Source organism: Candidatus Arsenophonus triatominarum (genome assembly GCF_001640365.1).
In the GTDB taxonomy this organism is placed as follows: Bacteria; Pseudomonadota; Gammaproteobacteria; order Enterobacterales; family Enterobacteriaceae; genus Arsenophonus; species Arsenophonus triatominarum.
In genome coordinates this window covers 1-19,169 of the sequence record NZ_LWMI01000082.1, presented here as the reverse complement: position 1 = coordinate 19,169, position 19,169 = coordinate 1, and the positions used below count along the sequence as shown (strand labels likewise).

Below are 19,169 nucleotides of genomic sequence, written 5' to 3'. Positions count from 1 at the left end.
GCCGTGATGAATGATATCCGTTTTGAATTTCCCTATCTCATCGCTTCGATTTCTATTTGGGATGAAGCAGCAAAAGCGGGTATTGAAACCGATATCCAGCGCGAATTATCGCCCTCCTACAGCTACGTACCGGATATGACGCAGGGCAGCGTTGATGGAGAGGCCTATGATGGCGTGATGCGCAATATTCACGCCTACCACCTGGCGATTGTTCCTGATGGCAGGACGGGGCCAGATGTTCTAGTCAACGACGCAAAACCAGAGGATTTAAAAAAAATGGCAGACGAAAAGAAAACCGATGATGAAATGATCGCAGGACTGAAAGAGCGCCTGCCAAATGCCAGTGACGAAGATATTCATACGGTGGCAGAGTATATCAATGGACTGACCTCAAAAGCGAATGACGAGGAGACAAAAGAAGATCCGTCGGATGATAAACAGGATAACGAAAGCGAGGAGGATAAAGAAAAAAGGACGAATGACGATAATGATGAGGATAAAAAAACCGCTAACGATGCGGCTATCCTGATCCAACAGGCAGAGAACAAAATTCGGCGTGAATTTGCAGCGCTTCGTGCGGCAGAACGTTTGTGTTCACCGCTGATTGGTGAAGTGGCCTGTGACTCTGCCGAACAAGTCTACCGATTAACCCTCAGTCAAAATGGTATCGACACAAAAGGGTTCATCCCTCAGCGCTCCCGAAAATGGTGGAGATGCTCAAAAACACAGGCAATCAAGGTAAACCTCAAGTCGCCTTTGACTCAAGTGCAGTGTCCCGTGTTGACCAGTTTTTAGGAGCAAAATTATGGCCTTTCAGAACAATGTAGCGCTTTATCAGGCACCGGGTCGGGAAGGTGATTTTGCCTCCTGTAATGATGCTTTTGCGGTGGTGCCATCATTAGGCGGCTGTTTCCGTGCCGGCTCTACCGGTACCGTGATGGCCCGTTTCGCCTGGCGTGATGACAGTAAACCTAGCCTGGTCAACAACAGCGGTACCGGCGAAATCCTGGGATTTGTCCGCAATGAGCGAACCGCCCTTGTGAACTGGGATGAAAAAAACAGTATGACCATCCCGCAGGGACAACAGGTCTCCGTTTACAAAACGGGCGACTTTTGGGCCAAGTCAGCAACGGTAACCACTATCGGCCAAAAAGTTTATGCGAAACTGGCGGATGGCACGATTGAAACGGCTAACGCAGGGACGACGAAAGACGGATTTATCGAAACCCCTTTTAAAGTGATGACCGCCGCCGCGGTGGGTGAAATTTTTATCATGTCAAGCTGGAGCTAATACGATGGCGCAATTAACACACAATGATTTCCACGCACTCATGAAACGGGCTAAAGAAGGGGGGGTGACGTTACCTGCTTCAGTCAACCGTTTGTATCTGGCCAATGATGCCCAGCCGTTACCCTCCACTTTGACCAATGGTAGTATTCCTGCCATCGTCGCGGGGGGTATCGATCCGAACGTTATCAGAACGGTATTTGCCCCAACCCGTGCCACGGAAATTTACGGCGAGCGCACAATCGGATTGTGGCAACACGATTTCTGGGAAATTCCCCGCGCTGAATACAGTGGTCATATCTCCTCCTATGGCGATTATAACGAAAACGGGGCAAACCAGGTTAACCTGCAATTTGAACCCATCCGCCAATATCGTTTTCAGACGATGATCACCTATGGCGATTTAGAATCGGCGCGCATGGGACTGGCGATGATCAACTATGCTGCTGAAAAACAGATGGCGGCCGCCAACACGATTAACCAGGATTACAACCGGTTTGCCTTTTTTGGGGTTGAAGGCGTTAACTACGGCGCATTAAATAACCCTCAGCTTCCCACGCCGATCACACCAACCAAGGTGAGTGGTAAAACGAAATGGGAAGATAAATCCATCCAGCAGCGTTACAACGATATTTTGGCACTCTACAGTGACCTGGTAGGACGAACGAATGGGGTGGTCGGTGACGGTGTCGATATGGCTTCCTCCCTGACGCTGGTATTGTCAAACAAAGCCTCTGTGTATCTCAAATCGTCTAATGAAATCATGGCCACCTCGCTTGAGGACTTGATCAAAAAAGCGTTCCCCAATCTACGCATTGAAACGGCTCCACAATTGAGTACCGATGCCGGTGAGTTAATACAGATGTTCGTGCGCAGCTATCAGGGACAGCCTGTTTGCTATGTGGCGAATTCGCAAAAATATCGGGCATTTCCGCTTCTTCAGCAACACTCAAGCTGGTCGCAGAAAGTGGCGGCCAGTACGTATGGCACGGTGATCACACAACCCATGCTTTTTGCTCAAATGTTGGGGATATGATTATGGGAAAAATTATTGTCGGCTGTAAACTCCCCCATGGACTGAAAGCCACCGTGAAGAATGAGACTATTGAATTGAAAGGGGCTAACGCTTGCGCCATTTATGGCGGTTTTGGCATAACCGAAGGCGTGGATGAGGCGTGGTTCAATGTATTTTCAAAAACCTACGCGCAGGCGGGATTTATCGAAAAGGGGTTAATCTTCAAGGTCACTGATCAAAAAAGTTTTTCCTCAGCCGCTAAGGAAAGAGCACAGGTCAAAACCGGTTTAGAACCGATTAACCCGAAAAAGGCAACCGTCAAACCCACGGAGGCATAATATGGCTGTGGTGGCGTTTGATGTTTTTGAATTCAGAGAACAATATCCCCTCTACCGCAAGGTCAAGGATGAGCAGTTGAAAATGCTATTTGATTTTGCTCAGGCTTTGTTCGATAACGCAAATTTTTCGCTGGAGCAGGCTATCCCAAAGCGAAAAAGTTTGCTTTATCTGCTGACGGCCCATCTTTGTGATATCACCTTTGGCGATGATAACGGAAACGGGTCAGGGGTGTCAGGTATGATTGGTCGGGTTGCGAATGCAGCAGAAGGCAGTGTCTCCGTGTCGCTTGATGTCGGGCAGGGATTGCCTTACTCGCAAGCCTGGTATTTCCAATCAAAGTGGGGACAGCTTTTTTGGCAACTGACCAAGCCCTACCGGATGTTTGCCTATTTCCCAGGTATTGAGGTGGGGTGCAGTTGATGGCGGGGAAGATAAAAGCGTTTCTGGACGCACAGGAAAAGCAGCTTAATGACCTGACGTTGAAAGTCGGCTTTCCAAAAGAGGTAAGCTATCCAGAAGGCCGTCGGGTTGCTGAAGTGGCTTACATGAACGAATTTGGCAATCCTGGGAATAACCAGCCACCGCGCCCTTTCTTCCGTAACGCTATTTCAGCCCATCAAAAAGACTGGTCAACCTATCTGGCGTCGTCCATGCGCGCCGGTGTTAATGCTAAAGAAGCGGCGGAATTATTAGGTGAAAAAGTCGTCAGCAATATTAAAGATTCAATATTGACACTCACCGATCCGCGCTTTCTGAAACCACGCTTTATGTGAGAAAGCACCGGACTCACAAACCAAAAAACTTCACTGACAAACCGCTGGTTGATACACATCACATGCTGGAGTCAGTCAAATACTGGGTGGTGGTGGATGATGAATCTTCATAATCTCACTCGTTCGGCTATTCGAGCCGTTAACCCTGATATTGCTGCAATAGTCCGCCGTTCTGATGGTTGGACAGTCGGTGAAGGCCGGACACGCATCCCAAATACCTTCCCGATGAACATATCGTCATTCAGTTGCAACCCCTGTCGAAAGGGGATTTGCAGCATGTGGACGGATTGAATATCCACGGCATATTCAAATCGATTCACGTTAACGGAAACTTCTGGTCGGTTAACCGAAAACAACAGACCGGTGGCGATTTATTCCTCATTGAGGGGATACCTGGCTGGTGATTGAACCGCTTGAATTGTGGCCGGACTGGTGTCGGCTGTTAGTGTGTCTCCAAACGGACAGGGAGGGGGGATGAATGATTATACGGTCAATCAGGTCATTGACACGTTGGCCGATTTCATTGAACCGATTGCAGGTACGGTCTGGCAGGCTCAGGATAACCGGAATCCCATGCCGAGCGATATCTTCTGTGTTCTCACGCCATTGCGATTTATCCGGCTGTCGGCGGCGAGAGGGATTGCCCATGACAGCGGAAACCCTCAAACCAGTACGATGAACTGGACTGAAGTAAGGCAAGCTGATATTCAGCTCGACATTTACGGTGAAAATGCCGGTGACCGATCCATTCGTGTTGAAACATTGTTTGCTTCTGATTACGGCTATTCCCGAATCAAGGCGCTGGATGAACGTCTTGCTCCACTTTATGCCAGTGCTGCTTTGCAGACCAGTATGTTAAACAGTGAACACCAGTGGGAAGCAAGATATACCCTCACCTTGTCCTTACAGGTGCATATTGTTGTCAACGTATCTCAGGACTATTTCGACAAGACGGATATTTCCGTTAAAAAGGTTGATAAATGAGCAAAATTCCACTTTCTAAAGATTTTAGTATCACCGCTAATGTGATATCGCCGGCAGGAACAGCCTTGGATGCCAATGGCCTGATGCTGACCGATAATCCACTGATCCCTACAGGCACGGTTAGCACTTTCGGTAGTGCGCAGGAAGTCGCAGACCTGCTGGGAACGCACAGTCGCGAATATCAGGCAGCGACGCTGTATTTTAGTGGCTATGACAATGCCACCGTTTTACCTGCCGCGCTGTTGATGTCCCGCCTCGCGTTAGAAGACGCATCCGGTTGGCTATTATCCGGCAGCCTTGCGGGGTCTCATTGGAGACAATGAAATCGCCGACGAGCAAGGTGAAACTGAAGGTTGACGGTCAGCCAGTAACTAGTGGAGCAGTTGATTTCAATACCGCTACCACGATGAGCGATATTGCAACGGTGTTGCAGACGGCTATTGGGGCTTCTGTGACGGTAGAATGGTTGCCACAGGCAGCAAGATTCATTATCCGCTCAGTAACGACAGGTTCGTCAAGTTCCGTCCTGGATATGGAAAAAAGCACCCTTGCTACCGGTCTAAAACTGACCGCAGAGGCCGGCGCCATCCCCTCACAGGGCGTATCAGCACAATCACTTATCGATACGATGAATGGCATCATTAACCAGAATCAGGATTGGATCGGCGTGATGACCCTTACAGCCCTGTCAGATGAACAGAACCAGAATTTATGTTCGTGGGTGAGTGCGCAGCAAAACCGCTATTTCTATGCGCTGTGGGATAATTCCGCGGCAGCAACCGTGCGTGATAATGCTAACTGTTTTGTCCAGAAAATCGTGAAAGCGAATAACTATGCCGGTGTATTTCCGGTCTACGGAGACTACCGTTACGCTGTAATTGCCCTGGCTTATGCCGCCTCGCTGGATTTCGCGCGGACTAATGGCCGCGTTTCGTTCAAATTCAGACAGTTCAGCGGGCTAGCCGCCAATGTCAGCGATCTGGCCACGACGCAAGCGCTCGAATCGAATGGGTATAACTACTACGGCGCTTACGGCCAAAACAAAACACTCGCCAATTATGTTTCCGATGGGAAGATAACCGGACAATATGTCTGGTTGGATAGTTTCATCGATCAGGTGTGGATCAGGGCAAATCTGGTGGCCGCCTTTGCTAATCTGTTCACCGCTAATCAGTCCTACCCGTTCAATGATAGTGGCTATACGGCCCTATCGTCAGCCGTCATCGATGTCGCTACGGCCGCTAAAAATTTTGGCGCGCTTCGGGCAGGCGTACTGCTGGACAAGTCACAGTTAACCCAAGTCAACAGCGCCGTTGGACGTGACATGAGCGCAACGCTGTTTTCAGCGGGTTGGTATTTCTATATTCCGGTGCAGACAGGTTCATCCCGACTAGAGCGGAAACTACAGGGAGCAACCTTCTACTATGTGGATGGTCAGCTTGTTCAATCGGTGCAAATGTCAGCAATCGATATTCTTTGAGGTGATATAAAATGGCTATTGATATAACCAGTGCGAACGCCTCCGTTCACATCATCGTGCCGGCTTACTATCCCGCTGGATTTTATGCGGAGGATTATGCGGCCGATAGCATGTTTGAAACGGCCGCCTTGCAGAATGCGGAAGACGTGATGTCCGCTGACGGCAAGTATCATGCAGGATTTATTTTTAATCCGGTTGAGTTCACCTTGAATCTCTTGGCGTCCTCAGCAACCGGCGTCCATATTGATGATTGGTACGCAGCAGAGCGGGCGGCGATTGCCAAATTCCCCTGCAACATGGTGATTGCAATTCCGGCGATAAAAATAAAATACAACTTTGTGAACGGTATCTTGTACACCTGGACGCCGACGCCGCCGGCACAGCGTATATTACAGGCCAGACCCGCCGTTTTTCACTTTGAGTCCGTCACACGGAGCCCCATGTAATGGCCAGAAAAGAAATCACCTGGACGGTGGAAGAAAATAACCGTGACAAAGGAAAAACCTTCTTCATCACCGAGATGTCCGCTTGGGAAGCTGAAGAACTGGCGCAGGAGATTTACCGCGCGATGGGGACAGCCGATTTTGGCAGCATCCCAACGGATGTCATCGCGATGGGCTGTGCCGGTTTGGCGACGCTGGGGCTGAGTGTCCTCTCGGCTACCTCTACGGAAATGGCCGCTTCAATCAGTTCAAGACTGCTTTCCACCGTGAAAATCAGTGTCGATACCGGCTATCGGGACATCAAACCGTTTGATTTTGAAGAGGTATCCACTATCCGCACCCTGAAAGATAAAGTGTTTGAATTGAACTTTGGTTTTTTAACACTCGCCGCCCGTTGAATTTCCCGTTTATTGGACAACAGGCGTTACCGCCTAACCTGGTTTCTACTGTGAATATTTCTCCCGTGTTGACGACCGTCATTCTCTCCGGAAAAGCCAGTATCACTGAGCTTCAGACGGTGTTATCCGTGCACGACTTATATGACCTGACCGAAATACTGGCAGTAGAAAACCACAATGAACGCATCTGGCGGGATCACTGGGAGAAAAAACCGTGATTATTGAAGAACTGGTCTATCAGGTTAAAGTGAAAACCGACGAACTGATGAAAGGCAAAAAGCTGATTATTCAGTTTTCTGACGAAGCGGCACAGCGTGTTAACGACCTGGACGAAAAGATAGAAAAACTGGGGGAAACCAGCGAAAAATCCAGTAAAAAATCCGTGAAAGGGGTGGATGGATTATCGAAAAGCCTGGCACGCTTTGGGAAAACGTCAGGCGGCGCCTTCAAAACCGCCCAATTGGGGTTCGCCAAATTTCTCGGGTTATCGTTGGGCATCGAAGCCACCCGCCGGATGATTGTTTCTACCACGCATTCACTGGTAGCCCTCTCCAATAACGCCACCTGGTTAGGCATTAGCGCTAAATCGGCGGATGCGTGGGGGTTCAGGCACAGGGTGCGGGCAGCTCTAAAGAAGAAATTAACGCTATCCTGATGCGTTTAAATCAGGCAAAAAATCAGCTAACTAACCCCATACCGGGATCTTCGCCCGACTACGATTTAATCAATTTCAACCGTGCCACAGGTTCAGACCTGTTCGGCGCAAAAAATAACGATGAAATGTTGTCCCGTCTGGCGGCCGCCTTTCGGCGTATTTCTCTGGCGCAGGCGGAAAATTGGGGGCAACGACTGGGTTATTCGCCGGCGGCAGTCAACCTGTTCCGTTCACCGGATTTCGACAAAAGGCACAAAGCGCTTGAACAGCGCTCGAATGTCAGTGAAGCGAGCATCGCGACCGCTCGTCAGCTTCAACGCATAATGGCCGATCTGGATCAGTCCACCCAGAACGTGAAAAACAGCCTGTTGGCCGCCTTTGGCCCTGGGATGGTTAAAGAACTGGACGCCTTTAGCCATTGGATCAACGCCCATGGCAATGATATTACCGGTTTTTTTCAGGGGATTTCGGCGGGTGCAGAGAAAGTGACCGAAGCACTTGGCGGAACTGATCGCGCCCTTAAAGATGTTGTGGCGCTATATGGCGCAAGTAAAATAGCCAAAGTGGCGGGAAGTCATTCTGTTATCGGAAAAGCAGGCTGGGCGGGTGCATTAGCTTATATTGGTGAACCTGTTATCGATAAAGGATTAAATGCGTTATTCGGGAACTATGACGCCTTCCAGGCAGCCCGAACAGCAAAAACATGGGGTGATTTTGGCCACGCCCTCATTGGGGAAACGGGCGGCGCACACTGGGAAAAGGGGAAGTGGATCGATCCGCGTTATCAAGCCACCCCCGCATTAACCTCAGCCGTGGCAAGGACAGAAAGCCAGGGCAATCCGAACGCGGTTTCACGCGCCGGCGCCGCAGGCCTGATGCAGCTTATGCCAAATACGGCAAGGGATTTAGGGTTAACACCGGCGGAACGCTTCGATCCTGAAAAAGCCTATGCCGCGGGACAAATCCACCTAAGCCGATTGTTAAGGCACTATAACGGTGATACCCAACTGGCGCTGATGGCGTATAACGCCGGACAAGGGCGCATCGATAACTACCTGGCTGGTAAAGGCCAACCGCTTAAGCAGGAAACCCTCGACTATCCCCAAAAAGTACTGGAAAACTACCACCAAATCGTTCAACAAGCCTCTGCGCCGCCAGCAGCGATTGCGGCTCAAACGACGGATAACCGTCAGACGCACTCAACTCATATTAACACCGTGAATGTGATGACCCATCCGCAGACGGTTAACCAGCTTCAACAGTCTATTGAAGAACAGGCAAAACGCCACCGAATGAATACGACACTGAATAACGGGATGTACTGATGACTATTTTTGATTTCAACCTCGCGGATGTACTGAATTCGGTATCAGGCGGCTCGCCGTTATCCATCATTGACAGTGTGCTGCATCCCGCGTATGTGATACGTAAACACGGCTCCGCCGAGGTTGCCCTTAATTTCAGTGGTATGTCGGTATTTCAGCCGACAGGCAAGGCTAGCATCATTAACGCCCCCATCGAGAAAGGCCGGTATCAGTCGATCAATAAAATCTATCAACCCACCCGAATAACGTGCCAAGTCGTTATTTCGGGGTTAAGTGGATTTAGCAGTGTGATACCGAATCTCTTTGACCTGACGTTAATCAGTCAGAATGAGACGCTGCAAACGATTGGCACTATGCTCAAAACAACCGATTTGTACGATATTGAGACCCCCAAGGGCAATTATGCGAGTTTTGACCTGACGGATTATAGCTATCGGGTCAGTGCGCAGGCGGGGGTCACCTTACTGACGGTAGCGCTGATCTTTCAGGAGGTGATCCAACAAATGGAAGTGGTATTAAATACCCCTCAGTCCGCCAATAAACCGACGGGGGATTTAGTCGCGCGTAGCCCCTATGGTACCTGCCCAATCGATGTCAATGGCAGTGAAAAAATGTCTACACTGGACGAGCTGAGTAAAACGTGGGACGCATTGAAAAATTCAATCGGACCACAGCGAGCTTCAGCTACCGCCGGTGTGAATGGCAGCTTCCGCAGTGCCATGGACACCGTTCATCAGTCGGCTTCACGTATCAGTGGCAGCGTCAGCCAGAAATCCGGTGCGCTGTGGAAAAAAATCAAAGGCGCCGTATTGTGAGCACGATAATGCTTTCCCCCGTAAAATCTCAACGTATCAACCTCACCCTTAACGGCCAGGAATGTACTTTACGGCTGACGCAGCATGAAAGTGCCCTCTACCTGGATTTGACGGTAAAGGGAATACCTGTTGTCCAGGGCGTCCCCTGTCTGCATGGCACGCGCCTTGTACGCTATGCCTGGCTCGGCTTCACCGGTGATTTATTCTTCGTGGATACCCAAGGGCAAGAAGACCCGCGTTGGCACGGTCTAGGGAGTCGATGGTTTCTTTTTTACGAGGATGGAAATGTACAGCAAAAAAACGCTTAAGTTTGCGTTCTCTCTGGATACGGGCAACGGCCAGATAGAAGAATTAACCTTGGATAACGTTAAATCCTTTGTCAGAACCAATAGCTACGGCGGATACGGCGGCGTTGAGGCAGAGTGCGCCCTCTATGGGTTAAGTTTAGAACTCATCGGGATGTTGTCACCAAAAGATTACAGTTCGCTGGTGCTCGATGGACGACAATTTGACATAGCTATCTATAGTGGGGATATTTTGATATTCGAGGGCGCCGTCAGATCTGCTTATGCCAATATGAATACGATGCCCGAATCTCCGTTTGTCATTCAAGCGCTGGCCGCCAGTGACCTCCGTGCTAAAGTCATTCCGCCGATTTCACGCACGGGTGTCGTGAATGTCAGTGATTTACTCGATTCGTTATGTCAGCAGAACGGCTATACGTTTCAACCCAATTTATTGGGCGGCTTAACCGAATCCAACCCGTATTACGCCGGCAGTGTTTTTGCTCAGATAGCCGCCATTTGCCTGTCTCATCGGCTGGAATTTCAACCGGTGGGAAAAATCATCCATGTTTGGCCTGCTGGGAAAACAAGGGATGCGGTTATGCCGAAGATTTCGGCGGAAAATGGCTTGATAGGGTATCCGATCCACAACGCGAATGGATTAACCTTTCAGACACAGTACAGCCCCTTGCTGGCATTTGGGCGATCGGTATCGCTTGATACGTCGTTACCGGGTGCCAGTGGTCTCTACCTGTTAACGGGTGTCGAACACTTTCTTTCTTCCTGGGTGCAAGGGGGAAACTGGCACAGTGTCTGTAACGCAGTGAGTGTTGAAGCTTATGAGAGAAACAAACAACCGTGACGCATCCGGTAATGATGCAAACACCTTTATGCATGCCTTCAGTCAGCTTCTTGCCGGCTGTTTTTTTTGTGAAATTGTTCAGGTGATTGCGTTACACGGTGAAGCGCCCAATCTGGTGGTGGATGTCCGCCCCCTGCTGGCTTATCCTGATACGCGGGGTGTCCTGATGGAGAGTACCCCAATTTACGCCATTCCGGTATTTCGCCTGCAACGGGGGAACAGTGCCCTCATCATGAATCCGGTCGTGGGGGATATTGGTCACCTATTAATTTGTGACCGTGATACCCGCCGTGTCAGGGCAACCCGCCAGAGCGCATTACCGTCTACTCGCCGTAGACACAACCGCGCCGACGGCATTTACATGGGTGGACTGCTGAATATGCCACCGACCCAGTTTATTGAATTTGCGGATAACCGAATAAATATCACCAGTCCAGGAAACATTGAAATCCACTGTCAGCAGGCCACTATCAAGGCCCCTTCTGGGGTGATCCTCGATACGCCCCAAGCGCATTTTACCGGAAATGTCACGGCGGCGGGTGACATCACCGATAATGTCGGTACGCAACAGGCCAGCATCAAAGCGCTGCGGGAAGCTTACAACAGCCATTATCATCATGTGAACGGGGTAGAAAGCGGCAGCAGCCGTGTCACATCGGATAAACCGGAGCACACGCTATGACCTATTGCACCCTAAAACTGGATAAGGCGTGGGATTTAACGCTAGACGGTGAAGGCAATTTGGCAATAGTGACCACCCCTGCCGCGGTAGCCCAGGATGTGGCCTCGGCCTGTCTGGTATTTATGGGTGAATGTTATTTTGACCGTTCACTCGGCATTCCATGGAAGGAGGAAGTCCTCGGAAGACGACCCACTGCCGGATTTATTGCGCAAAAACTACAAGTTGAGGCCGAAAAACTGCCCGTTGTTAACCAGGCAATAGCAAGCGTCAGGCTGGATAAGGCCAGTCGGAAACTGCGCGGTGTCATTCGCGTCACGGATAACGAGAATAACCGATTGGAGGTGATATTATGACCACAGTGAAAACCGCGGTACCTGATGTCACGATAACCGAAAACGGGGTGTCGGTGCCGGATATCGCGGACGTGCTCGCCGGACGGCTGACGGATTTTGTCGGCATATTGGGCGGCCATGCCAGTCAATCACTGAGCGCCCCCCAAGGACAGATAGCCCAGAGTGAGACCGAAATACTGGCGCAGGTCTACGACAAATTATTATGCCTGTTCAACCAGATTAACCCCGATTTTGCGAGCGGGCGCTTTCAGGATGGAATAGGGCGCATCTATTTTCTCAATCGTATTCCTGGTCAGGGTAGCGTTGTCATGGCCACCTGCACGGGCAAAGTCGGCACCCGTATCCCAGCAGGCAGTACCGCCCAGGATAAGGCCGGTTATTTGTGGCGTTCAGTGAGCGAAGCAACCATCCCTGCCAGCGGCACGGTAAAAATCCCCTTCCAGAACACGACGCATGGCCCCATCGCCTGCGCCACGGGGGAATTAACGCAAATTTTTAGCTCTGTTTCAGGGTGGGACGCCATCACCAATGACACACCGGCCCGTGTCGGGTCACAGGTAGAATCCCGCATTGCCTTTGAAACACGCCGCCGCCAATCAGTGGCGCGCAACGGTCGTAATACCGATGGTGCGATGAAAGCGGCCCTACTGGAAACCCAAGGTGTGACGGATGCGTATGTCTGGTCAAACCGAACAAGGGAGACGGTCACTATCGGCACGACTCTTTATCCGGTTAAACCGCATTCCGTTTTTATTTGTGTGAATGGTGGCAACGATACCGATATCGCCGAGACGATCTTCCAGTATTACAATCCTGGCGCGGACATGAATGGGGATACCACCTTTACTGTTTATGATAAAGAGAACTACTCGCCGCCTTACCCGCAATATGTGATGCAGTGGCAGCGAGCCACCCCATTAAGCGTCTATTTTTCCGTCAACATTGATAAAAGTCTCAATCCTCCCTGTGACATTACCGGGCAAGTTAAAAAAACAGTTATTCGCGTGTTTAATGGCGAGGTAGAAGGCATTCAACGTGCGGGTATAGGGGCAACCCTGAATGTGGGTAAATACTACGCGCCGATTATTGCGATTGAGCCTTATTCGGTGAGTGTCGTATCAGTAATGATATCCCAAGACGGCAAAAACTGGCTGTCTGCGTTAACACCAGGCGTGGCGCAAGTCCCCGTTTTGCAAGCCGATAACATTCACGTGGAGTTAAAATGAGTTGGCAAAAAACGGTGCTAAACCAGTACAGTGCCAGCCAGAAATTGCTGTCTGTCATCGCAACATTCGAGCAGGCGGTGAGTCTGGAGGATTTTACTGACCGGTTTCTTGATGAAGTGTGGGATATCACCACCTGCAACCGCTTTGGTCTGGATATGTGGGGGAAAATCGTCAACATTTCACGTTACATCACGGCGGAAGTCGATAACAGCGCGTTTGGGTTTGCGCAGGCAGACGAAGGAAAAGCGGATTATCCCACCCCGTTCAGTGATGCCCCTTATTACGCGGGTGTGCAGGAAACCAGAAAAATCAGGCTAGCGGACAACGCTTATCGAAGCCTGATACTCAGCAAGGCGTTTTCTAACATCAGTATTGCGACTATTCCTGAAATCAATCGCTTCTTACGTTTTCTGTTTAAGGAACGTGGCGAGGCGTTTTGTGTGAATTATCGTGACATGACTATTGGTATTACCACCGCCTTTCCCCTAGAACCCTTTGAATTGTCGGTATTGAGAAACAGCGAGGTCACCCCGTTACCTTCTGGGGTACTGATGAATATCAATCAGGTCGTCGCCCCCTACTTTGGCTTTGCCGAGGATGCCTATCCGTTTAATGAGGGGACGTTTTTTACGGCGGGACGTTAATCATCCAGTAGAATTTTTTGGAGTATTTTATGAAAAAAACAGACTTGCCCGCTCGTAAACCGGTGCCCTTTGGGGCGAATGGTTCACGGCGTGATTTAACGGCGAAAACGCCAACCGGCAGTAATCAGGCTTCTTATGATGCCGGTTTTCCCCCCATTACCATGACGATTAAAGCCGCAGGCGGCTTGCCCCCTGATGGCCGTGACATGAATCAGGCACTTAACGAACTATACACCGGCTATCGTTGGCATAATGCGGGCGCGGGTTACCCTTTTGATGCCGATTTTGCCACGGCGATTGGTGGTTATCCGGCGGGGGCGAAAGTGCCCAATTCCACGAATGACGGTTTTTGGCTAAATACAATAGACGGGAATACGACCAATCCGGAAGTGTTGGATGCCTCCGCAACAGGGTGGGTACCCGTGAATAGTTACGGCATCACCAGTATAACCGGACTGGAAACCGGCACGATAACCTTGACTACCTTACAGGCCGCAAAAGAAGAACTGGTCTTCAGTGGCAATCTTATTGCTGATACCACCGTAATTTTCCCGCCATGGATAAGAAACTGGACTGTCACCAATCACTGTCAGGGGAATTTCACCCTGACCTGTAAACCCCTGTCAGGGACTGGTGTTGTACTGCCCAGTGGCAGAAATGTTATCCGTTGCGATGGTTCACAGATTATTTTTGCTATCCCCGTTGCGTCGCTCACTCAACACGGTCTCACACGGTTAAGTAGCGCCACTGATAGCAATGATGAAACGCTGGCCGTCACACCCAAAGCCGTCAAAGCCGCTTATGACTTGGCGAAAACCGTGACTGAGGAAGTCAACAAAAAACTCGATAAAGCAAGCGTCTTACAAACTACGGGCAACGCCACGGATAAAGTGATAAGCCAAAAAGTGATAACCGATGAATTGAAAAGTTATCTTAAAATAAATAACAATTTATCCGAGATTAAAAACAAAGCTGAGGCCAGAAATAACCTGGGCCTTGGTGCGGCGGCTTTGCTTAAGGCAGCGACGGCGAGCGCAAATGAATCCGGTCATATTTTTATTCCGGCAATTATTAACGGGGAAGAACAAAATTTTATGTTTCAGTGGATGACATTAGCGCTTGATAAAGCAGAAAGTGGGAAAATGATATCTAAAACGTTTAAATGGACGACGCCGTTTCCAAACGCCTGTCTTACCGTAATGACATCATTGAATAAAACCTCTTATAGCACAAATTATAGTCCTGTCACCGCCTCTAAAATTATTAACAAAAGTCAGGTTGAAGTGGCGTCTGGTTATAGTGCTTCCCCTTCTACTGTCGTTGTTTTCGGTATTGGATATTAATCGTCAATACCCCACGACTGAAGTCGTGGGTTTCTTTTCGGAGGATTTATGGAAAATAAAAATTTTGTCTACAGTGCAAAAGAAAATTTAATCTACGACGCATCAATTAAACAACAATACATTGATGCGGGGAGTTGGCCGGATGATGCTGTATTTATCTCCGATGAGATGGCTGAAGAATTTAGCCAACATCCGCTAGAAAAATATCGAGTTGCCGGAAAAAATGGACTCCCTGAGTGGAGAATGTACCCACCGCCAACGAAAGAAAAACTTGTCGCAAGGGCTGAGTCTGACAAGCAGCAACTTTTATTAGACGCAAGCAAAATCATTGCACCCCTTCAAGATGCAGTCGATTTAGAAATGGCCACCGAAGACGAGAAAAAACGACTGATAGCCTGGAAAAAATATCGGGTGTTTGTGAACCGTACGGATGTTTCAACTGCACCCGATATTGACTGGCCGAAAAAACCGGATTGAGTAGCTTTCCAACGCCAAATCAGCATGACAGAAAAGAATTGGTTGATTTATTTCGCCGTGCTAAACGTTGCAAATTATCCTCAACATCCGCTTGGGTGACCTCGCCAACTATCTGACCGGATTTGTCATAACGAAATGCGCCTAACTGGATAAGTGCGCGATAATCGGCGTGATGACCAACACTACCCAAACAGGCTCTTAAACGCCTTCTCGCTATCGGTAAGCCCTTTTCCTTCACCTCTTGCCACATATCCTGCTGGATGCCAATTTTCATTGGGCACAGCTTGCCATCAGGGAAAAGATAAGGCCAAAACGTGCTAATTTGTGAAATTGCCTCATTTAACGGTAATCGCTTTTTAGACGGTGTGGGTGATTTAGGTGTTTTAACCTTCACTTCCTGTTTGGGTTTAACAACCGTCTGCTTGGGCTGCTGTTTTACGGCTTTCGAAGGATGAGGTTTTTTTTTCTGTTTTTTTGACGCAGCCTTTACCCAGACCTTTTTACGGTAAGCAAGGTCACTTTTGTGATGTTCTTCCGATGAAGGCTTTCTAGGACGATTAAGGCTTAATTTTTGGCGTTCTGTCATGGTTTAATCTTTAAACAGGTTGCTCATTTCAGTATCATTTAAGCTCGTAAATTTCATCACCGATTGTCTATCCATGCCACTTTCGAGCATTTGGCGCGCTATCTTCATGGAAGCCTGTTTTTCGCCCTCAACTTTCCCTTGTTGTATACCTTGTTGCATACCTTGTTGTATGCCTTGTTGTATGCCTTCTTCTCGTATACCTTGTGCAATATTCATCAATGCCCCCTCATGTTTCTCTGTCTGTCTGGCTATCTCTTTGATTAACTTTGCTGGTTGCTCAGCATTGCCTTCTTGGATTAGATAGTTAAACATAGTAATAACTTGATTATCAGTATAATAATTATACGACAACAGTTTAACAATACTATTCAGTAGCTCGGCCATATCCCGTCTTCGAATGTGTTTTTGGATAAGCTCCAATAACGCCATTCGCTTATGTTGCATAATCTCACCGTCATCAAGCGTGGTGACATCGACTAGCTTAAACGGTTTGGTGTATATCTTTTCGGCAATATCTCTGCCACTAAAGCAGTCTAGCCAGTCTGTACTATACGGATGAGGGCTTTTCTCACCGCAATAAAACAGGATGGGAAAAACCAGCGGCAACTCTTTATGACCAGCCTCTAAATGCTTTTGCATGGCAGCCATACTGTAGCGCATGAGTCGCCATGCCATGAGCTTGTCAGGGGTTGATTGGTGTTCAATCAGCAGATAGAGATAACCTTGTCCCTTTTCTGTTTTGACAGAATACAGGATATCACTCTGGTAGTTTTTCATCTCACTATCAACAAATGAGCCAGATTCCACTTTGAGGCTATCTAAGTCACACAGTGCCTTAATCTCATCCGGTAGCCAGATATCAAAGAAATCTTTAGCGGTCTCTTTTTCACTTAAAAACTGCTTAAATACCGCATCATGGGGCGTTGGGGTGAATTTTTTACTCATCGGATATCTTCAATAATTGCTCGCGTCAGATTGAATTATGGCAAACAAACCCGCTATATTAATCATTACATTTAAGACATCATAATCCAGCTTTAGCAATAACGCCCCTATTTACCTCAGGGGCATTTTTACTTTAATGACTCGGACTAAATCGGTAAGGACTCGGTTTTTCCAATACTGCGCCCACCTCTTTGGCTTTTTTCTCAGCCTCGAAAAATCCGTGGACTATTTCACCATCTCGAAATCGCCAAGCGTCACCCGTACCGTTTGCCAGTCTTGCCATCCAAACATTGCTATCTTTGTTGGTTGGAATTAACCGCTTTTTGCTAGTCTTAATCTTTTCACGAAGCTGTATTTTTTCGTCCTCAGACAACTCAGCGGACAACAGGGTACAATGCTCAACGATTTCAGCAAGGTTTTTTTCGTCGGTGGCATCGTCGAGGGCGATTAATACGGCGTCCAATTTTGGATTAGTTGCTGGTTGTACATCTGTCGCCGTTTCTTCTTTTTGACGTAGTTTTTCGTTTCGCTCACGGATAATATCCCTCATCGATAGCCGTTTAAACGAAGTAGGAGCCATTCTGAGCGGTTTTTCTGTTGAATTTGCATCTTCGTATACCCCAAACATCGAAAATAGTTCAGAGGCGCAAGGAAGCCGTCTAGCGAGGCGATGAATCACTGTCTTGAGTGCCATTCTGTCGAACCACTTCACCCAAGGGCTTGTGTAGTCTTTTGCGCTTTTCACTGTATCGCGTATCTTTTCCACGTCAGCGCGACTCATCACTTCAACAACCAGTTCACCGCTATTGAGTTTGGCGAAGGCATAGACTTTTACTACCTCATCACCATCAAAAAACGCTGGACGGTGGGTTAAATGCTCGCCGTTTTCATCAATCACATATTCAAACTCATCTTGTGAATAGACAACCTTTGCAATGATATTGGCTACCTGACCGGATTGACGGGCACGTTTCATAACACCGTCCACCATCGGCATGTAGACGGCTTTTTTCACAAATTGATTATTGACTTTGGTACTACGGACAATCAGAGCAGCTTCTCGTCCGTCAGGCATAAGTCCGTCTTTGGCGCAACGGGTTAAGGCCAGCACCAGTGATTGCTTATCGGCTTTTTGCAAATCCGCATTTTCAATCAATGCGGTTGCGGCGGTTCGGGTGAACTGCTCAGGCGTAACCTGAGCAGGTAACAGGGCTGCTATGCCTTGCTGCGTAATGACCGATTGCAAATTGGCATAGACGTTGTTCATGGTTTCCAGTCCGGTATTCATGCTACACCCTCTTCCATCATCAAAGCTTCTCTGCGTTTTCTATCCGCCTGTTTTGCCCAGAAAGGACGGGATATTTTGACTATTGGGTAGGTTTCTATGACGCTTTCTAGCATATCAATCACACGATTTACTTCGTATACGCCCTGCTCGCTATCTTCGTCGTCGGGTTCACAAAGTTTCACAGGAAAACGCCCATAAGCTGGGTTTTTGCCAATTGCACAGAAAGTGAAAGCTATCGCTTGACCAAATACCTGATTAGCAATCAGACGGTAAAATTCCGCTTGTATGTGATAACCAAACTCATCAACAGATTTCCCAAAACCTTGAAAATTGTCAGTCGTTTTCACATCCAACAAGAAAGGCTTATCTGAATAGATTCCCAACAAATCAGGACGAATTTTCAATAGCGTCCCCTTTTCCGTGCGATAGAAAATTGAAACCTCTGGTTCGCCGTTTTCGAGTAGCTCTTCAACCATTGGGTAAGCCAGCGCAGAATCACGCATCAATTGGATTGCCTCAAATTCCTCCTTTTTTAAAACAACCCTTGCCAATGTTAGATTTTTTTCTCAAAATCGGATAGCGTTTTTTTGCCATCCTTTGTACGCAAATCCAGCTCAGGTGCAGAAACATATCTTAGCGGAAATTTCTCCGGCTCAAGAATAGCCGTATGTACCGCATCACCAATCAAAAACGCTCTTGTTTTTCCTTCCTGAACGGGTGCGTCCTTGTCCCAATCCAGCACAGCTATTGTCTCTGCCTTTTGCACCAACCTAATTTGCGTACTCGAATAACCGTTTGCCGCGTGATAGGTGCTATTTGACAAACGGCGAACAATCAAGTTCTCTGTGGTTTCAACGCATCCACACAGCCGTTCAACATCTCAAGCGTGATATTTTCATCCGCTCATGATTTTTCCGTTAACGGGAGGAAAAGCAGAGAAGATAGAGTTGTCGTCTATGTTTGT

Annotated in this window: 26 protein-coding genes and 1 pseudogene; 22 read left to right on the top strand and 5 right to left on the bottom strand. The window is 48.4% G+C overall.

Translation table 11 applies throughout. The features are described from left to right. The 22 genes and pseudogenes from AYJ55_RS23610 to AYJ55_RS23500 form a co-directional block, all read left to right on the top strand. The coding region (locus tag AYJ55_RS23610; RefSeq protein WP_162505854.1) for a DUF2213 domain-containing protein at positions 1-795 on the top strand (795 nt) is incomplete at its 5' end. A 10-nt stretch (positions 796-805) separates the two neighbouring features. Next, a complete protein-coding gene (locus AYJ55_RS23605) occupies positions 806-1,291 on the top strand; it encodes a structural cement protein Gp24 (protein WP_063658015.1) in 486 nt (161 codons plus the stop codon). A gap of 4 nt (positions 1,292-1,295) precedes the next feature. Beyond that, on the top strand, positions 1,296-2,324 hold the full coding sequence (locus AYJ55_RS23600; protein WP_063658017.1) for a major capsid family protein: 1,029 nt from the start codon (positions 1,296-1,298) through the stop codon (positions 2,322-2,324). Between the two features lie 2 nt (positions 2,325-2,326). Further along, positions 2,327-2,641, top strand: coding sequence for a hypothetical protein (locus tag AYJ55_RS23595; protein WP_063653386.1), 315 nt, complete (start codon positions 2,327-2,329; stop codon positions 2,639-2,641). Position 2,642: 1 nt separating this feature from the next. Beyond that, the gene (locus AYJ55_RS23590; RefSeq protein WP_063653388.1) at positions 2,643-3,062 is read left to right on the top strand and encodes a DUF4054 domain-containing protein; all 420 of its coding nucleotides are present in this window, start codon (positions 2,643-2,645) and stop codon (positions 3,060-3,062) included. Further along, the gene (locus tag AYJ55_RS23585; RefSeq protein ID WP_063658151.1) at positions 3,062-3,415 is read left to right on the top strand and encodes a hypothetical protein; all 354 of its coding nucleotides are present in this window, start codon (positions 3,062-3,064) and stop codon (positions 3,413-3,415) included. Before AYJ55_RS23590 ends, AYJ55_RS23585 begins: the two co-directional genes overlap by 1 nt. A 474-nt stretch (positions 3,416-3,889) precedes the next feature. Continuing rightward, positions 3,890-4,399: a phage neck terminator protein gene (locus AYJ55_RS34175; RefSeq protein WP_245677510.1), complete on the top strand. Its 510-nt coding sequence runs from the start codon at positions 3,890-3,892 to the stop codon at positions 4,397-4,399. Further along, the gene (locus AYJ55_RS35035; protein WP_281181231.1) at positions 4,396-4,722 is read left to right on the top strand and encodes a DUF3383 family protein; all 327 of its coding nucleotides are present in this window, start codon (positions 4,396-4,398) and stop codon (positions 4,720-4,722) included. The genes AYJ55_RS34175 and AYJ55_RS35035 overlap by 4 nt, the downstream gene beginning before the upstream one ends. Before the next feature lie 17 nt (positions 4,723-4,739). Beyond that, positions 4,740-5,879, top strand: coding sequence for a DUF3383 family protein (locus AYJ55_RS23570; RefSeq protein ID WP_281181230.1), 1,140 nt, complete (start codon positions 4,740-4,742; stop codon positions 5,877-5,879). Positions 5,880-5,890: 11 nt separating this feature from the next. Next, positions 5,891-6,325 carry a phage tail fiber protein gene (locus AYJ55_RS23565; protein ID WP_063657822.1) on the top strand — a complete coding sequence of 145 codons (435 nt, stop codon included), beginning with the start codon at positions 5,891-5,893 and terminating at the stop codon, positions 6,323-6,325. Further along, entirely contained in the window at positions 6,325-6,720 is a 396-nt protein-coding gene (locus AYJ55_RS23560) for a hypothetical protein (protein ID WP_063657823.1), read from the top strand. The genes AYJ55_RS23565 and AYJ55_RS23560 overlap by 1 nt, the downstream gene beginning before the upstream one ends. 214 nt (positions 6,721-6,934) lie before the next feature. Beyond that, the gene (locus tag AYJ55_RS23550; protein WP_063658149.1) at positions 6,935-7,375 is read left to right on the top strand and encodes a hypothetical protein; all 441 of its coding nucleotides are present in this window, start codon (positions 6,935-6,937) and stop codon (positions 7,373-7,375) included. Continuing rightward, positions 7,318-8,700, top strand: coding sequence for a lytic transglycosylase domain-containing protein (locus tag AYJ55_RS23545; RefSeq protein ID WP_162505853.1), 1,383 nt, complete (start codon positions 7,318-7,320; stop codon positions 8,698-8,700). The genes AYJ55_RS23550 and AYJ55_RS23545 overlap by 58 nt, the downstream gene beginning before the upstream one ends. Next, positions 8,700-9,515 carry a hypothetical protein gene (locus AYJ55_RS23540; RefSeq protein WP_063657583.1) on the top strand — a complete coding sequence of 272 codons (816 nt, stop codon included), beginning with the start codon at positions 8,700-8,702 and terminating at the stop codon, positions 9,513-9,515. Before AYJ55_RS23545 ends, AYJ55_RS23540 begins: the two co-directional genes overlap by 1 nt. Beyond that, complete coding sequence (locus tag AYJ55_RS23535; protein ID WP_342668196.1) at positions 9,485-9,823, top strand: phage baseplate plug family protein; 339 nt, start codon at positions 9,485-9,487, stop codon at positions 9,821-9,823. The genes AYJ55_RS23540 and AYJ55_RS23535 overlap by 31 nt, the downstream gene beginning before the upstream one ends. Next, on the top strand, positions 9,801-10,661 hold the full coding sequence (locus AYJ55_RS23530; protein ID WP_063657781.1) for a hypothetical protein: 861 nt from the start codon (positions 9,801-9,803) through the stop codon (positions 10,659-10,661). Before AYJ55_RS23535 ends, AYJ55_RS23530 begins: the two co-directional genes overlap by 23 nt. Further along, the gene (locus tag AYJ55_RS23525) at positions 10,639-11,343 is read left to right on the top strand and encodes a phage baseplate protein (RefSeq protein WP_162505836.1); all 705 of its coding nucleotides are present in this window, start codon (positions 10,639-10,641) and stop codon (positions 11,341-11,343) included. Before AYJ55_RS23530 ends, AYJ55_RS23525 begins: the two co-directional genes overlap by 23 nt. After that, on the top strand, positions 11,340-11,696 hold the full coding sequence (locus AYJ55_RS23520) for a contractile injection system sheath initiator (RefSeq protein WP_063656260.1): 357 nt from the start codon (positions 11,340-11,342) through the stop codon (positions 11,694-11,696). Before AYJ55_RS23525 ends, AYJ55_RS23520 begins: the two co-directional genes overlap by 4 nt. Then, positions 11,693-12,922: a baseplate J/gp47 family protein gene (locus tag AYJ55_RS23515; RefSeq protein WP_063657585.1), complete on the top strand. Its 1,230-nt coding sequence runs from the start codon at positions 11,693-11,695 to the stop codon at positions 12,920-12,922. Before AYJ55_RS23520 ends, AYJ55_RS23515 begins: the two co-directional genes overlap by 4 nt. Further along, positions 12,919-13,566, top strand: a complete 648-nt coding sequence (locus tag AYJ55_RS23510) for a baseplate wedge 1 family protein (RefSeq protein WP_063657586.1) — start codon at positions 12,919-12,921, stop codon at positions 13,564-13,566. The genes AYJ55_RS23515 and AYJ55_RS23510 overlap by 4 nt, the downstream gene beginning before the upstream one ends. A 698-nt stretch (positions 13,567-14,264) precedes the next feature. Further along, positions 14,265-14,382, top strand: a pseudogene (locus AYJ55_RS36570) (tail fiber protein); the annotation flags it as partial. 575 nt (positions 14,383-14,957) lie between these two features. After that, a complete protein-coding gene (locus tag AYJ55_RS23500) occupies positions 14,958-15,386 on the top strand; it encodes a tail fiber assembly protein (RefSeq protein ID WP_063658143.1) in 429 nt (142 codons plus the stop codon). 19 nt (positions 15,387-15,405) lie between these two features. Here the strand turns inward: AYJ55_RS23500 and AYJ55_RS23495 are convergent, their stop codons facing one another. The 5 genes from AYJ55_RS23495 to AYJ55_RS23475 all read right to left on the bottom strand — a co-directional run bounded on the left by AYJ55_RS23495 (position 15,406) and on the right by AYJ55_RS23475 (position 18,971). After that, entirely contained in the window at positions 15,406-15,972 is a 567-nt protein-coding gene (locus AYJ55_RS23495; RefSeq protein ID WP_063658141.1) for a ProQ/FINO family protein, read from the bottom strand. A gap of 3 nt (positions 15,973-15,975) precedes the next feature. Beyond that, positions 15,976-16,917: an Rpn family recombination-promoting nuclease/putative transposase gene (locus AYJ55_RS23490; RefSeq protein WP_063657605.1), complete on the bottom strand. Its 942-nt coding sequence runs from the start codon at positions 16,915-16,917 to the stop codon at positions 15,976-15,978. Between the two features lie 133 nt (positions 16,918-17,050). Beyond that, positions 17,051-18,205 carry a recombinase RecT gene (locus tag AYJ55_RS23485; RefSeq protein WP_063657606.1) on the bottom strand — a complete coding sequence of 385 codons (1,155 nt, stop codon included), beginning with the start codon at positions 18,203-18,205 and terminating at the stop codon, positions 17,051-17,053. Beyond that, entirely contained in the window at positions 18,202-18,756 is a 555-nt protein-coding gene (locus AYJ55_RS23480) for a PD-(D/E)XK nuclease-like domain-containing protein (protein WP_074168169.1), read from the bottom strand. The genes AYJ55_RS23485 and AYJ55_RS23480 overlap by 4 nt, the downstream gene beginning before the upstream one ends. Before the next feature lie 2 nt (positions 18,757-18,758). Further along, positions 18,759-18,971, bottom strand: a complete 213-nt coding sequence (locus AYJ55_RS23475; protein WP_063658139.1) for a hypothetical protein — start codon at positions 18,969-18,971, stop codon at positions 18,759-18,761. Positions 18,972-19,169: the final 198 nt, after the last annotated feature.

Bases quoted from the DNA above. Each gene is read 5' to 3' on its own strand.
- AYJ55_RS23565 (WP_063657822.1), top strand. From the start codon at position 5,891: ATGGCTATTGATATAACCAGTGCGAACGCCTCCGTTCACATCATCGTG.
- AYJ55_RS23605 (WP_063658015.1), top strand. From the start codon at position 806: ATGGCCTTTCAGAACAATGTAGCGCTTTATCAGGCACCGGGTCGGGAA.
- AYJ55_RS23595 (WP_063653386.1), top strand. From the start codon at position 2,327: ATGGGAAAAATTATTGTCGGCTGTAAACTCCCCCATGGACTGAAAGCC.
- AYJ55_RS23600 (WP_063658017.1), top strand. From the start codon at position 1,296: ATGGCGCAATTAACACACAATGATTTCCACGCACTCATGAAACGGGCT.
- AYJ55_RS23590 (WP_063653388.1), top strand. From the start codon at position 2,643: ATGGCTGTGGTGGCGTTTGATGTTTTTGAATTCAGAGAACAATATCCC.
- AYJ55_RS23490 (WP_063657605.1), bottom strand. From the start codon at position 16,917: ATGAGTAAAAAATTCACCCCAACGCCCCATGATGCGGTATTTAAGCAG.
- AYJ55_RS23560 (WP_063657823.1), top strand. From the start codon at position 6,325: ATGGCCAGAAAAGAAATCACCTGGACGGTGGAAGAAAATAACCGTGAC.
- AYJ55_RS23500 (WP_063658143.1), top strand. From the start codon at position 14,958: ATGGAAAATAAAAATTTTGTCTACAGTGCAAAAGAAAATTTAATCTAC.
- AYJ55_RS23530 (WP_063657781.1), top strand. From the start codon at position 9,801: ATGTACAGCAAAAAAACGCTTAAGTTTGCGTTCTCTCTGGATACGGGC.
- AYJ55_RS34175 (WP_245677510.1), top strand. From the start codon at position 3,890: ATGAATGATTATACGGTCAATCAGGTCATTGACACGTTGGCCGATTTC.
- AYJ55_RS35035 (WP_281181231.1), top strand. From the start codon at position 4,396: ATGAGCAAAATTCCACTTTCTAAAGATTTTAGTATCACCGCTAATGTG.
- AYJ55_RS23510 (WP_063657586.1), top strand. From the start codon at position 12,919: ATGAGTTGGCAAAAAACGGTGCTAAACCAGTACAGTGCCAGCCAGAAA.
- AYJ55_RS23515 (WP_063657585.1), top strand. From the start codon at position 11,693: ATGACCACAGTGAAAACCGCGGTACCTGATGTCACGATAACCGAAAAC.
- AYJ55_RS23585 (WP_063658151.1), top strand. From the start codon at position 3,062: ATGGCGGGGAAGATAAAAGCGTTTCTGGACGCACAGGAAAAGCAGCTT.
- AYJ55_RS23540 (WP_063657583.1), top strand. From the start codon at position 8,700: ATGACTATTTTTGATTTCAACCTCGCGGATGTACTGAATTCGGTATCA.
- AYJ55_RS23525 (WP_162505836.1), top strand. From the start codon at position 10,639: ATGAGAGAAACAAACAACCGTGACGCATCCGGTAATGATGCAAACACC.
- AYJ55_RS23520 (WP_063656260.1), top strand. From the start codon at position 11,340: ATGACCTATTGCACCCTAAAACTGGATAAGGCGTGGGATTTAACGCTA.
- AYJ55_RS23495 (WP_063658141.1), bottom strand. From the start codon at position 15,972: ATGACAGAACGCCAAAAATTAAGCCTTAATCGTCCTAGAAAGCCTTCA.
- AYJ55_RS23485 (WP_063657606.1), bottom strand. From the start codon at position 18,205: ATGAATACCGGACTGGAAACCATGAACAACGTCTATGCCAATTTGCAA.